Source organism: Polynucleobacter sp. AP-Latsch-80-C2 (assembly GCF_018882185.1).
In the GTDB taxonomy this organism is placed as follows: Bacteria; Pseudomonadota; Gammaproteobacteria; order Burkholderiales; family Burkholderiaceae; genus Polynucleobacter.
In genome coordinates this window covers 192185-206448 of the sequence record NZ_JACVOY010000003.1, presented here as the reverse complement: position 1 = coordinate 206448, position 14264 = coordinate 192185, and the positions used below count along the sequence as shown (strand labels likewise).

The following is a 14264-nucleotide window of genomic DNA, read 5'->3' as shown; positions in this document are numbered from 1 at the left end:
GATTAATAGTCAAAATTAACTGCTCTATCCGTAGACAATTGCCTTTTGGATTAAAAAAAGAATCTGCTTCATAGGAAAATTGACTACCAGAAAGACTAACTGTCAATATACCAAGGAATTCAGATGTCACCGGTCAAAGAGTATTACAACCCCATCATCACCAGCCTGCTGAAAGAGTATGATCGTTTGCCACATGATCAAGTAGAGGCGCGCAAAAGCTTTCAACGGCGCATTCTCTTTTAGATGACTACCATCAAGATGGAAGAATTTTTAGAGTCTTTTGCTTAAATATCGAAACAACTAATATCTAGGTAGATAAAGGAAGAGATTGAAGATCACCTAGACTGGAGCCTTGAGGATTTTGAGCATTACGAGAGATCGCAGTTGTATCTAAAACTATCAGAAGGCCTTCTGATAACCTAAATGCCCCCCGTATCGCCTCTTGGAACTGACCTGACAGATGGGTTGGCGGTAGCACTAACTCTTCATCATTAAAAGTCACAATGTCGCCAATGGCATCTACCATCAAAGCAATATTATTTTCATGCACCTTCAAGATAATGCTAAATGACTCACACTTAGAGTCAGCAATTTCTAAATAGGCGCCCATATCTACTGCTGGCATCAGCAATCCCCGTAAATTTAATATGCCTCTAATCATTTTGGGGCTGCCAGGAACTTGAGTGTATCTCAAATTTCGATTTACTTCAATTAACTCTTCGGCAGGAACTCCTAGTACATAAGTGCCAACATTAAAAACTAAAAATGAGTGTTCCATATTCAATTAGGTAGATACACGTCAATTACTGTGGGATATTCACCAGACTCTTCTTGGATGTTGTGCATAACAAGCACCTCCTCTAAGTCCAACACGTTAATAACTTGGTCATTGTAGATAATGCAGCCATTCAAACCCTTTTGAGGACTGGAAAGCTCATGCAACTTAGCTGGCACTTCAATAATGTCAGTCACCTGTTTAACGACAAGACCATATAAACGATCACGATAGCGACAAGTTAAGACTGGGGCGCGCGCAGCTGGGAGAGCACCTTTATCCCCACCGCTAACATAACGGTCAAGTCGAACCAAATCCATTAGCTGCTCGTTGAAATAAACTACCTCACGATTACCGTTTTGCTGAATTTGAGAAGGGTCTAACTTAATAATGTGATCAATAGAGTCTAATGGCAATGCGATCTTGTTGAGTCCAGGTATCTCAAAGAGCAAAACAGAAATCATCTCCTCAACAGGCGGCACATAGAGCTCCTCCTGACGAATTGGATTCGCTTGCAAGCGCTCAACCAAGCCAGATTGACGGGCGATGCCATCGATATCCAAAATAAGTGCTACATCGCCATTACCCATAATCGTGGCACCAGCAAAATGAGACATATCCCTTAATAGCTCACCCAAAGGCTTAATCACAATATCTTGAATATTCAAAACTTCTTCCACGACCAAACCAAAAAGAGTTCCATTGAAGTTCAGCACAGCAATAAAGAGTTTCTGCTTTAGCTTTAGTGGACTTGCCACTAGGTTCAGTTGCTCGTTTAAGAACAATAAAGGGATTAATTTATCCCTTAAGCGGAATGTTGGCGTGCCATAAAAATCCTCAATACCATTATTGGGCTGGTTTGGCGCAAAACGAACTAATTCCAGGATACGATTTTGAGGAATTAAGAAGATCTCTTCGGCGCACCTGACAAATAGCGTTGGCAAGATAGCTAGGGTAAGTGGGATCTTTAGCCTAACGTGCGTTCCTTCATTAGGAACGCTGGTAATTTCAATACTGCCGCCAATATTTTCAATATTATTTTTGACGACATCCATACCCACACCTCTACCAGAGAGGTTGGTAATGGTATCGCGCGTTGAGAAGCCTGGCAGAAAGATTAAATCAATCAGTTCTTTGTGATTGAGGGAATGGGCTTTTTCTAGGCTGATCAAGCCACGAGAAATTGCCCGCTGTCTCACTCGCTCATAATCCACCCCTGCACCATCGTCAATCACTTCAACAATGACGGTACCATTTTGATGCGCAGCGCGCAGCACTAAATAGGCGATCTCTGACTTGCCTTTTTCTAAACGCACTTCAGGCGTTTCAATGCTGTGATCAATGCTGTTACGAATGAGGTGTATTAGTGGATCTCTTATGCTATCGAGTAATATGCGATCCAATTCAGTTTCAGAACCTTCTTGTAAAAGGCGCACCTTCTTACCGCAATCAACAGAGACATCTCTGACCAAGCGAGGAAATTTATCCCAAATATGAAATATGGGCTGCATACGCATTTTCATCATGCGCTCTTGCAGCTCAAGGGTCAGCAGGTCAATACTACGTACTGCACTAGTAAACAACTTATCACTGGATTGTTGCGAAAATGGCAGCAAACGATTGCGTGCCAATACCATCTCGCTAGCAATATTCATTAGCTTATCAAGCACTTCAGGATTCACTTTGACCGGGACAACAAGCTCTTGTCCAGGCGCATTAGTTGTCACTGATTCTGAAGGCTCCGCATAATCCATCTGAATTTCTGAGGGCACCTGGGGAGTTTCAAGCTCTACACGATGAAAGATAGCTTCTTCGGCCTGCGTTGTGGGTGTCAAACTTGAGCCAAGCAATATTGCAATCAATTCTTGATCATCACCTGAGGGCTCTACATGATTAGCCTCTACCCCCTCAATAATGCTTCTGAGAATGTCATTCATCTCTAACAAACGAGTGGATTTCCCAAAATCTAATTCAGCCTGACCAGCACGAATTTTTCCCAATAAACTCTCACCAGCGTGGGAAAGCTTCTCTAAACGCTTGAGAGAAAAAAAGCCGCTACTACCTTTCAGGGTATGCAAGCCCCTAAAGATATTTCCCACCAAAGCTTGATCCCCAGGATTCTCTTCCAGGCGGACAAAATCGCCATCGAGTCGATCGATGATTTCCCGGGCTTCCAGGATAAATTCAGCGAGGATTTCGTCGTGATTTTCCATGTTAGCTAATAGTAATAGACATTTAATTGGGCGGGCGGATAGAATGGGGGCTAACGTGATATTAGCCTATATTAAGCCTCACCCAACAGCCTCCCTTACGCATGAACCTCCTACAGGAAGCCTTACCGAATGTTTAGTAACTTATTAGATAAATTCAACAGACAATCTACCGTCAAAACCAAGCTTGTAGTCAGCTTTGGTCTGATCCTTTGTTTTACGGTAATCGTCGGCGGTATTTCGATATACGGTTACCAGGTAATGGGTCAAAGTGCGAACTGGTTATATGAACAAGGCGCCAAAGGAATTGAAGATTCAAAGCAGCTACAAATTGAAGCCGCTTCCTTAGATATTGAACTGAATCATTTACTGATTGCCTCGACTCTTCCAAATAAAAATGAAGCTCAAGCATTACGTGAGCAATCATTAGCAAAACTTGAGAAGTTGAAAAATGAATTACAAGAAACCCTCAAGCGGGTAGATGCCAATATCACTCGTTCTAAAGTTCGCGCTGAATTTAATGAGCTCGTTAAGGACTTTGATATTTATCTCACCACTATCGAGCAAATTTCCTTACTTGAAAAAAGTTCGCCATCTGCAGCGACTGCAATGTATTTTGGAGAAAAATTTCAAGGCTTCAAACCCCGTATCACCAAAAACCTTCAGGATTTTGTAGACGCTAAATTAGAAAGTGCCAAGCTTTATCATGAAGAGGTGGTGGCGGCAAAGCATTATGCAATCCTCTCTACAATTGCGACCATCATCATCTCAATCTTACTGAGTATTCTGATTGGGATTCGCTTTAGACATTCCATTATTGATCCTCTTCACAAAACTAAAGAGGCCCTGAATGCATTAGCTGATTCACGTTTGAATACCACTATTGAAGGCTCAGATTATTCTGGCGTCGTAGGTCAAATTGCACAGTCAGCTCAAACATTACAAAATAATCTTCGTAGCGCTATTCAGGAAATTAGTAGCAATGCATTAATGATTAGCGCATCCTCTGAAGAGCTTGCCGTGGTAAGCGCCCAATTAAATGCCAATGCAGAAGAAACCTCTTCTCAGGCCAATGAAGTTGCGCAATCATCCGATATCGTCAGCCAAAATACTCAGTCAGTAGCCACCTCTACAGAAGAATTTAGCACTAGCATTCGTGAGATTTCAATTAACGCCATGGAAGCTTCTCGTGTAGCTCATCAGGCCGTCAATATTGCGAACAGTACTAATCAGCAGATGTCCAAACTCAGCAATAGCAGCATTCAAATCGGCGAGGTAGTTGCGGTTATTGCTGATATTGCCGAACAAACCAATCTCTTGGCTCTCAATGCGACCATTGAGGCCGCTCGCGCTGGCGAGCTAGGCAAAGGCTTTGCCGTAGTGGCGAATGAGGTGAAGGAATTAGCCCGCTCTACTGCAAAAGCTACCAATGAAATCGGGCAGTCTATCGATGCCATCCAGGCTGATGCCAAGGGAGCCATTGAATCTATTGCAGAAATTACTCAGATCATTAACAAGATCGATGACATCTCCAGCATCATTGCTACGGCAGTAGAGGAGCAAGCGGCGACTGTTAGTGAAATCTCACGCAATATATCGACCTCTGCAGGTAGCTCTGCCAGAATTACTGAGACGGTAGAAGCGGTTGCTATAGCCTCACGAGGCATTTCATCAGGCTCTTCCGAGATTCAAAACTCTTCTGCTGAATTGGCAAGAGTTGCAGCAAAGCTCAAGGACTTGGTATCTAAATTTGAGTGTTAAGCGTTGTAAATAAATACAAAGCCAATAGTCGCAATGAAAACGGTTTCGACTATTAGCATCAATACCGGCTGCCAACCTAACTTTGCCAATTCCTGAAAGTTGGTTTTCAAGCCTGCTGCTCCAATGGCAATCACCAACATCCAGCGAGATAAACCGCCAATTTGCTGAGTGACTACCCCAGGCAATATCTGCATAGATGCCACTATGGAGAGCGCCACAAAGCCCAATAAAAAGGTTGGAATCAATCGTAAGCTACCCCATCCCAACTTAGCAGTTGATTTTTGTGCGCCAAAAAAGATGGAGATGAAGAGCACTACTGGCAATAAGAGAGCCACTCTAAATAGCTTCACTACCGTAGCCACATCCCCTGCCTCTGGGCCAAATAACATACCAGCAGCAACTACTTGAGCAACATCATGGATGGTGGCACCTAAAAATATTCCAGCAGATAGTGCGCCTATATCCATCATCTGCAATAAAAATGGATAAGTGACCATCGCAATAGTGGAAAGCACGGTTACCCCAACTACCACCAATAAGGTAAATTGCTCGTTCTCTTTAGTCTTAGGTAACACTGAGGCAACCGCTAGCGCCGCCGATGCACCGCAGATTCCGACTGAACCGCCTGCAATGAGGCCGAAGTCAGGTGAAAGCTTTAAAAATTTTGCCAAAATAAAGCCGAGAGCAACAGTGGAAGCTACTGCCAGCATCACCATCAGCCCGGTACTGAGACCAATCGCTCCAATATCGGCAAACGTAATCCGAATTCCCAAAAATGCAACGCCCAAGCGCAACACTGTCTTCGCAGAAAAATCAATGCCCGGCTTAACCGTTTCATTGAGATACAAAAAATGGAGGGATAAGCCAATGAGCAAGGCATAGAGCAGTTGCGGCCCCCCGTAATTTTCCGATAAGAAGCTGGTCGACATTGCAATGACCAAACATACCATCAAGCCTGGAAGAATTTTTTGAACGGTTCTAAACATACATACTAAACAACCAGCTCACTAAAATATTCATGCTGATTGGTATTTAAAGTAGAGACTCGCCACTCCAACGGTTCATCCTGTATACCCGATGCTACCCTTCTGATAATGAGTACAGGAGAGTCAGGCTTTAAGCCCAGCCACTCAGCATGCTGTTTTCCAGCCATGCCTGCGCGTAGACGTTCACTACTGCGCACAACTGTTTGCCCATACTTCATTTGATACAACTGATAGATACTGCCCTCACGATTAATAAATTCAGCACGCGTAAGGTTCTTGAAGCGTTTTTTATCTAGGCTGATTTGATCAATCATGACGCACTGATTATCCAGATAGAGACAGTTCACTAAACGCCACACCGGGGCACTCTCTTTAATTTGTAACTTGCTGGCCTCTTCCTTGCTTGCAGTAGCTGTAGTTAAAGAAACTAGCTCGACACGTGGATTTGCTTTTTTATCAGCATCATGTTTTACAACATGGAAAAAATAATAGAGGAGTCTTTTTAAATCGTGCTCCGCTACATAGGTTCCCCTGCCTTGGCGACGGACAACAATGCCTTCTGCCACCAACTCATCTACCGCTTTACGCAGGGTTCCTATTGAAACATCTAACTCTTTCGACAGATCCTTTTCGGCAGGCAAGGCCTGCCCCATAGGATAACGTCCCCTGACCAGATCCTCGGTGATCTTTTGCTTTACTTCTTGATAAGCGGTCAGGGATTTCATACTTTAAAACTTACGCAGACTCGTATAAACGGGTTAATACGAATTCACGATGGCCGAGAATTTCTGAGGCAGTTAATTCACCGTCAGCAGTGCGCAAGAGGCACTCTAACAATTTATCGCCTGCTTGATCCATATTTTCTTCGCGACGCAAAATGCCTGATACGTCAACGTCGATATGCTCACCCATAGTACGTACTGTCTTTGGATTTGCGCAGATCTTAATCACTGGAAGGATGGCATTGCCGATGACGTTACCTTGGCCTGTTGGGAAGAAGTGAGCAGCAAAACCAGCAGCAGCACACAAAGTCACCATCTCAGCAGCCGCTGATGAGGAGTCCATAAAGTGCAAACCAGGAATAGTTGGCTCTTCGCCCTTATCCAAAACGCTATCAACGATACATCTCTTACCAATCTTCTGAATATTGCCCAAGGCTTTTTCTTCAATGGTAGTTAAACCACCAGCAATATTTCCTTTAGTAGGCTGTGAATCAGAAAGGTCGCTCGTTTTGTGACGTTCAATCACGTCTTGGTAGCGATCAAACATTTCACGAAATTTCTTTTTCACTTCCGGAGTACGGCAACGCGCTTCAACCAAATGCTCGCCACCAGTTAACTCGGTAGTTTCACCAAATACCAAGGTAGAACCAATATCGTACAGCTTGTCGAAAGCATCACCTACTGTTGGGTTGGCACCGCAACCAGAAGTGGTGTCAGATTCGCCGCATTTTGTGGATACCCACAACTCAGATAAAGGAGCCTTAACGCGTTTTTGTTTAGAGGCATGCTTCATCATCTGGTAGGCAGCTTTACTAGCAGAGGCGATAGTGGCTGTATCGCCATTACCTTCAATCCAGAAACCTTCTACCGGCTTACCGGAAGCTTTGATGCCATCAACCACGATTTTGGTCCATTGTGGCTCGATGCCGATCACCACTACCGCAGCCACGTTTGGATTACTTCCAGTTCCAATCAAGGTGCGGAAATGTAGCTCTAAGTCAGCACCAAACTGTAAACGACCATATGAGTGAGGAATAGCCTGAGTACCTTTGATGTTATTTGCCACAGCTTCGCAAGCTGCATTAGACAAGTCATCTAAAGGCAAAATTAATACGTGATTGCGAATGCCCATGCGGCCATTTTCACGGCGGTAACCCATGAAGCTCGCGTCTTTCAAATTAATCATCTTGTTTTCTTTCTAAATGAATGGGTAAATAAGAGCCTGGATTACCAGCGCTTAGTTTTTACGTTTTGGACATGGAGGTGCTCGCCTTTTTTGATAGGAGCTACTACCTTGCCGATATCGACGCCATACTTCATCACCGTATCGCCTGGCTTAAATTCATTTAATGAAATTTTATGGCCAATTGGAATATCACTCTCAGACTTCATATTGAGAGTGATATCTCCGTCCATTACCCAACCAATCAAATCATCCCCAGCTTTAACGCCTTCAACGACCACTACACCTACGCCATCTCCTGGCTCATGCACGACAAAATGGATCATTACCTTCTCCTCTTTAATCTTGTTGAACTACAAAACACCCCATGACTGGCGAATACCAGCCTGAATTTCTTCTACAACCACTTCAGAAACATTTACGCCCTCTTTAAAACCAGCTGCACGTTGCTTAAAACGACGCTGACCAGGCAAGCGTGTTCCCGCATCAGCTGCCAAAGTCTTCAGAAAATCATGCATTTTTCTGGCAAATACCTGGCTTCCCGCTAGGCCTGGATCAATCGTTAAGAGCAACTGCCCGATGCGAGGGCGATTACCTTTGGCATCAAAGAATGAGTCAGCCTCATATGAGAATCTACTGCCTGATAGACCTACAACCAAAAGCTCAATAATCAGCGCTAGTAATGCACCCTTATCTCCGCCCAAGGGAACCATTAAGCCCTTCAGACCTTCTTGCGGATCGGTAGTCTGTTTTCCATCAGCCGTTAATGCCCATCCCTCGGGAATGGACTCGCCTTTTTTAGCGGCTACAAGTAATTTGCCGCGTGCAACTGCTGACAATGACATATCAATGACCAATGGATCACGATTAGCAATAGGAAATGCTGCTGCCAGAGGATTAGTACCAAAAATCGCCTTGCTACCACCTACCATCGGCATAGCAGCTGGCGTATTACCAAATAAGAGGGAGATATAACCTGCTCGCGCCGCAGCTTCTGCAAAATGGCCGGCCACTCCGAAGTGATGGCTATTAGTAACGGCTACCAAACCAACTCCCGTTTTAGAAGCTAAATTAACAGAGAGGTCAGTAGCAAAGCGAAGTGCCGGAAACGCCAGGCCATCACATGCATCCACTAATGCTGCCGAGGTCTTAAACGGTCGTACTTTAATTTTTGGGGAAAGTTCAACACGGCCATTTTTTGCATGGCCGGCATATTGCGCGACTCGAGCAAGACCATGTGATGCTAAGCCATCTAATTCAGCGAGCGCTAAAAATTGTGCAGTCTCCAAGGCAGCCTTCTCACCAATGCCAGCCGCCATCAGGCCAGCAGAAGCCAACTCAACCATCTTTTGATAAGACAAATTCACTTTAAGCTCCTAAGAACCGATTTACTTCATCGGCGATCATTTGACTAACACGCCCATTGCTTTCGTGAGTAACGCCGGCAATATGAGGGGTCATAATAAGATTTTCAATTCCAGCAAAGTGGCTTAGGTCTTTTGCAGGCTCGGATGTGAACACATCCATAGCTGCGCCACCAATAACGCCAGATCGGAGGCGTTCCACAAGGGCATTCTCGTCAACGATTCCGCCGCGAGCAGTGTTAATGAGACATGCACCCTTTTTCATTTGATCCAAAGTAGCTGCATTAAATAGGTTCTTAGTCTCAGGTAAAAATGGGAGGTGTAATGTAACTGCATCACTCTTTGCAAGTAGGTCGCCCAAAGAGAGCAAGGGCACTGAAAAGCCTTCAAGATCTACGGAACCACCAGAGAGCATTGGGTCATAAGCCAGGCATTGCAAACCAAAAGCATGGGCTTTTTTAGCCACTACCCTACCAATGCTGCCAAAACCAACAATTCCGATGGTCTTGCCTAAAAACTCATGGTAACTAGAGAAACGTGGACGTGGCCACTCACCTTTCAGCGTTGCAATCGTCGCCGGAATAAAACCTCTAGTTAATGCGACTGCCGCCCCAACAACATATTCAGCTACTGAATCCGCATTAGCGCCCGTAGCCGGAATTACTTTGATATTGCGTTTAGCGCAAGCAGGCAGCTCGATATTCTCAAGACCAACACCTAGACGCCCTACAACCTTCAGATTTGGAGCGCCTACCAATATTTCTTCATTTACTTGAGTAAGGTTACGAACAATCAAACCCTCAATATTTTGCATCGCAGCAATTAAAGCTGGGCGATCTTTATATAACTCCGGCTCATAGGCAACTTCATGCTGAGAACGCAGGGTTTCTAGGGCTTGACTTGTGATGAATTCGGAGATCAAAATAGATGACATATCTAGATCATATAGATGATTTAGATATCTTGCAACACCCCCATTATTGTGCGACGCAATTACGAATGAGATTGCGTAAAACAAGAGCTGGAGGAGACACTAGTAATACATAAGCTTATAACTAATAAATAGAGATCGTAGGAATTTTTAGATGCAAATGCAGATAAGATATTTAGATCGAATTACCATCGGAGAAAGTAAGCATGTTTAAGCAACAGATCAGTAAGCTAGGTAAAAAAATTGCATTGATTGCGGGCGCATTTGCCCTTCTTGCATCACCTTTAGCTATGGCACAAAACTGGCCAACAAAACCCATCAAACTCATTATTCCTTTTGCTGCAGGTGGCACCACCGATATTCTGGGGCGCCTACTCGCTCAACAACTCACAAAAGATCTTGGACAAAATGTGATTGTGGAAAATAAACCGGGTGCTGGAGGAAACATTGCAGCAGAGTACGTAGCGCAGTCACCCGCCGATGGCTACACCATCATGCTTGCCTCAGGTAGCATGCTTACAGTAAATCCGTTCCTCTATAAGAAATTACCCGTCAACTATGCCAAGGACTTTGTATACATCACCAATGTAGCCAGTGGTCCGATGCTGGTATCCGTGAGTACAAAACTACCCATAAAGAATCTTGCCGAGTTCATTGCCTACGCAAAAACTAAGGATCTCAATTTTGGTTCTGCTGGCATCGGCAGCCAAGTTCATATGGCCGCTGAGAGTCTGACTTATTCCGCCAATATTCCAGCAACCCATGTACCTTATAAAGGTGAGTCTGCTGCGATCAATGATTTAGTAGCAGGACAAATTGACTTTATGGTTGGTAACTTAACAGCGGCAACAGGGTTTGCTAAGGCAGGTCAAATTAAGCCTCTTGCTGTAACCAGCTTAAAACGCTCTAAACAATTGCCCGATGTGCCTACAGTTGCCGAAGCAGGCATTCCTGGATTTGAATCTACTGGCTGGTTTGGATTAATCGCTCCAGCAGGCACGCCCAAGGCGATTACCGAAAAGATTTATGCTGCCACCGTTAAAGCCGTTAGCTCTGATGCATTAAAAGCCAGTCTAGATTTGAATGGTTTGACAGCAGTAGTTAACAACCAGAAAGAATTTGAGTCACAAGTCAAAGCTGAGTCAGTAATTTGGGATAAAGTAATTAAGGGTCGCAATATTAGCGCTCAGTAGGATGCCGCTACCCCACAAAGGCGAAGATATTTTCTTCGCCTTTTTCTTTTTAGAGCTGACGAATCAATAACATCGTTCCTGAAAAAATCAAAATAGATCCATAGGCAACCCGCATCGCTGCATTACTGAGTTTGCTATGGACATGTGTTCCCAGCCAAATCCCAAGGAAGGTTGCGGGCATTAGGCAAATAGCTAGCCCGATAACAGGCCAGCTCAAAATTAATCCCGTTACTAACATAAGACTAAGGCGTAAAAAGGTCAGCATAAAAATAGCAAAGGCCATTGTGGCTCTCAATGCTTTTGGGTCATTGATTCTTAGGCCCAAGTAGGAAACATAGATCGGGCCACCCGTAGCAAACAAGGCCGTAAAAGTTCCCCCAAAAAATCCAAAGGGAGCAGCCCACCATTTATTGATGGGCGCAGGTGCTTCATTGTTTCTTTGCCATAAGACCCGTACTCCATTAGCCGCAGCAAAACAGCCTAGAGTCAATAATAAAGGTTCGCTTGGCGCCTGAATTAACAAGACTATTCCCAGCACCATCCCAACCAAGCTAAAGGGAAATAGCCACTTGAGCTCCTTGAAGTTTGCATCCGCAGAAGATTTTCTGCCTAGATACAGCGAAGCACAGATATCAATAATGACCATCATGGGGACCACTGCTTTAAGGGGATACATCTGCACCAAAAGGGGTACAGCAACAATCGAGGAGCCAAATCCAGAGACGCCAAAAATAAAATAGGCGCCAAAGATAATCAGGGTTGCCAAACCAAATTGATATGGCTCAATCAAATCAAAAATAATTAGCTCTCAACCAGAATCGTTTCGCCTGGCTTAACCATAGTGAAATTCACCGGTCTATTTTCTATCAGCAAGTTTTGATTTAGCATTTTGACTGCCGTGAAATACGAGCCCTCTAAAGAACCTGGCTCGGGCAAATCATCACGGTAATGAGCTCCTCTTGAATTCTCGCGGGCAATCGCTGCTTCAGTCACGGCTTTGCTAACCAAGATTAAGTTTTGCAAATTCATCCAATCTTGCCATGTGACACTATATTCACGTTGAAGATTGCCCACACCCATTTGCTCCAATGAAGCACCTAACTGCTCTAAGGTATTACGAGCACGCAGCAAACTCTCTTTTGTCCTTGAAATACCAACGTCATCCCACATACACTCAGCAAGCGCATCGCGTATCGCTTCAATATCCCCAGCAGGTTTTTGCAGTGGCTCTTCATGGGCTTTGATACTGGCATACACTTCATCCATGTTGCACTCACGTAAGGATTGCCCGCTCACCCAAGCAGCCATTGCCTCACCAGCGATACCACCAAATACTGTTGAATTTGCAACCCCATTGCCACCAAGGCGATTAGCGCCATGCACGCCACCAGTATCTTCACCGGCTGCAAACAGTCCAGGCAAATCAGTGCTGCAATCTTTCTTAAAAACAAGGCCCCCCATCATGTAGTGCGCCGTTGGCACCACCTCAACTAAGTCGCCAGCCAAATCAAATCCGCTATCAGCGCAACGCTCTACCATGCCCTTAAATTGCTTACGAACATTCTCAGGTCCAAGGTGACTCATCTGAATGTAGACTCCGCCATTGGGCGTAGCGCGTCCTGCACGAATCTCTGAATTAATCGATCTTGAGACAATGTCTCGAGTAGCGCGCTCATTACGGGGATCATAATTACCCATAAAGCGCTCATGATTACGATTGAGTAAGTATCCGCCTGCGCCCCGGAGCCCTTCTTCTAGCACTGTTCCCGTCATTCGTGTGCCTGGTCCGGCTAAAAGGCCTGTTGGATGAAACTGCACCATCTCCATATCACGCAATGTCAGACCTGCACGTAAGGCCATCGCCAATCCATCGCAGCTCTTATCACCCGATGGCGTATGGTACTTATACATAGTAGGCCCGCCGCCAGTGGCTAACAAAACGGCCTTAGAACGCACCAATGTAAATTGTCCTGTCTGCATATTAAGCATCAAGACACCCGCTAAAGACTTTCCATCCTTGCTATGAATCAGCTCAATCGCGCGATGCTCTTCAAGGCGATGAATTCCTCTTGACCAAACCTGCTCTGCCAAGCGATTAATAATTTCAATTCCCGTTAAGTCACCCTTGTGAACTGTGCGGTCAAAAGTTTGCCCAGCAAAAGCTTTTTGATGAACAGTGCCATCAGGGTTGCGATCAAAAAAGCATCCGAGTTCATTCTCGAGTTCATGAATACGTTCTACAGCTTTACTGACTAGCGTCCATGCGAGATCTTGATCTGATAGCCACTTACCGCCTTCAATCGTATCCATAAAATGGCGCTCAACAGAGTCGCCTTCCGCGAGAGCAACGTTGTAACCCCCCTGCACCATCCGTGTACAACCACATTTACCCAATAACCCTTTAACAGCAATCGTGATGTGTAAATTTGGATTTGCCTGGTGTGCATGCAATGCGGCAAAGAGGCCAGCACCACCAGAGCCCAGAATTAATATATCTGTATCAATGGTAGGTATCGCGCTCATGATGTAATTCCAAGACTCTTTAATACTGCCTCTTTCTTGCGCGCAACATCGCCTCGCACTTCTTGATAAATACTGCCGCCATGACTATCCATAGCCACTAAGAGAGGGCCAAAATCTTTGATCTTGAAACGCCAGAGCGACTCTGGGTTGAGATCGTCCATATCCACATCTTCGATTTGCTCAATCCAAGTGGTCTCCAAAGCCGCAGTACCACCAATAATGGCCAAATAAACTCCGCCGAGTTCTTTAAAGGCCTCCGCAGAACCTTCTCGCATGCCACCTTTACCCACAATCATGCGAACACCTTTTTGCGTCATCAAAGGACGGGTGAAACGCTCCATGCGATCGGAAGTTGTCGTGCCAATGCAAATAGCTTGATAGCCAGCAGGGAACTCATCACTTACTGGCACCTTACGCACATTGGGTGCAGTGTGAATTACAGCATGACCATTGAGATCAAAACGTGTTTTACGATCATGATCAAAGATATGTATTTGCGTGGCATCACGAATACCAAATAATGTATTTTGCAAGGTTACAGTGTCATTAATACGAAGCTTACGAATATCATCTTCGTTTACTGGAGTTTGGAGAACATAGTGCGCCATCGATATCC

The 14264-nt window shown here is 44.8% G+C and carries 13 protein-coding genes; 2 read left to right on the top strand and 11 right to left on the bottom strand.

Annotated elements, in window-relative coordinates; translation table 11 throughout:
* Positions 1-307 precede the first annotated feature (307 nt).
* Both ICN47_RS05390 and ICN47_RS05385 read right to left on the bottom strand, forming a co-directional pair.
* Positions 308-778, bottom strand: a complete 471-nt coding sequence (locus tag ICN47_RS05390; RefSeq protein ID WP_216218860.1) for a chemotaxis protein CheW — start codon at positions 776-778, stop codon at positions 308-310.
* Between the two features lie 2 nt (positions 779-780).
* Positions 781-2988, bottom strand: coding sequence for a chemotaxis protein CheA (locus tag ICN47_RS05385; RefSeq protein WP_216218859.1), 2208 nt, complete (start codon positions 2986-2988; stop codon positions 781-783).
* Between the two features lie 129 nt (positions 2989-3117).
* On the opposite strand from ICN47_RS05385, the gene ICN47_RS05380 reads away from it, so the two are divergent.
* A complete protein-coding gene (locus ICN47_RS05380) occupies positions 3118-4746 on the top strand; it encodes a methyl-accepting chemotaxis protein (RefSeq protein WP_216218858.1) in 1629 nt (542 codons plus the stop codon).
* Here the strand turns inward: ICN47_RS05380 and ICN47_RS05375 are convergent.
* Genes ICN47_RS05375 through ICN47_RS05350 form a run of 6 tightly spaced genes read right to left on the bottom strand, consistent with a single transcriptional unit; the run spans position 4743 to position 9935 of the window.
* Positions 4743-5732: a YeiH family protein gene (locus tag ICN47_RS05375; RefSeq protein WP_255538929.1), complete on the bottom strand. Its 990-nt coding sequence runs from the start codon at positions 5730-5732 to the stop codon at positions 4743-4745. The two genes, ICN47_RS05380 and ICN47_RS05375, sit on opposite strands and share 4 nt — an antisense overlap.
* Positions 5733-5737: 5 nt before the next feature.
* Complete coding sequence (locus ICN47_RS05370) at positions 5738-6457, bottom strand: GntR family transcriptional regulator (protein WP_216218857.1); 720 nt, start codon at positions 6455-6457, stop codon at positions 5738-5740.
* A 10-nt stretch (positions 6458-6467) separates the two neighbouring features.
* The gene (locus ICN47_RS05365; RefSeq protein ID WP_216862614.1) at positions 6468-7640 is read right to left on the bottom strand and encodes a UxaA family hydrolase; all 1173 of its coding nucleotides are present in this window, start codon (positions 7638-7640) and stop codon (positions 6468-6470) included.
* A gap of 41 nt (positions 7641-7681) precedes the next feature.
* On the bottom strand, positions 7682-7963 hold the full coding sequence (locus tag ICN47_RS05360) for a flagellar biosynthesis protein FlgA (RefSeq protein WP_216218856.1): 282 nt from the start codon (positions 7961-7963) through the stop codon (positions 7682-7684).
* A 27-nt stretch (positions 7964-7990) separates the two neighbouring features.
* Complete coding sequence (locus ICN47_RS05355) at positions 7991-9004, bottom strand: Ldh family oxidoreductase (RefSeq protein WP_370626264.1); 1014 nt, start codon at positions 9002-9004, stop codon at positions 7991-7993.
* A gap of 1 nt (position 9005) precedes the next feature.
* Positions 9006-9935: a hydroxyacid dehydrogenase gene (locus tag ICN47_RS05350; RefSeq protein ID WP_216218855.1), complete on the bottom strand. Its 930-nt coding sequence runs from the start codon at positions 9933-9935 to the stop codon at positions 9006-9008.
* 203 nt (positions 9936-10138) lie between these two features.
* Between ICN47_RS05350 and ICN47_RS05345 the strand changes: the two genes are divergently transcribed.
* The gene (locus tag ICN47_RS05345; protein WP_216218854.1) at positions 10139-11125 is read left to right on the top strand and encodes a tripartite tricarboxylate transporter substrate binding protein; all 987 of its coding nucleotides are present in this window, start codon (positions 10139-10141) and stop codon (positions 11123-11125) included.
* 49 nt (positions 11126-11174) lie between these two features.
* Here the strand turns inward: ICN47_RS05345 and ICN47_RS05340 are convergent, their stop codons facing one another.
* The 3 genes from ICN47_RS05340 to ICN47_RS05330 are packed head-to-tail and all read right to left on the bottom strand — an operon-like array spanning position 11175 to position 14256.
* Complete coding sequence (locus tag ICN47_RS05340) at positions 11175-11915, bottom strand: sulfite exporter TauE/SafE family protein (protein WP_216218853.1); 741 nt, start codon at positions 11913-11915, stop codon at positions 11175-11177.
* A gap of 11 nt (positions 11916-11926) precedes the next feature.
* Positions 11927-13648, bottom strand: a complete 1722-nt coding sequence (locus ICN47_RS05335; RefSeq protein WP_216218852.1) for an L-aspartate oxidase — start codon at positions 13646-13648, stop codon at positions 11927-11929.
* The gene (locus tag ICN47_RS05330) at positions 13645-14256 is read right to left on the bottom strand and encodes a fumarate hydratase C-terminal domain-containing protein (protein WP_216218851.1); all 612 of its coding nucleotides are present in this window, start codon (positions 14254-14256) and stop codon (positions 13645-13647) included. The genes ICN47_RS05335 and ICN47_RS05330 overlap by 4 nt, the downstream gene beginning before the upstream one ends.
* Between the last annotated feature and the right edge of the window lie 8 nt (positions 14257-14264).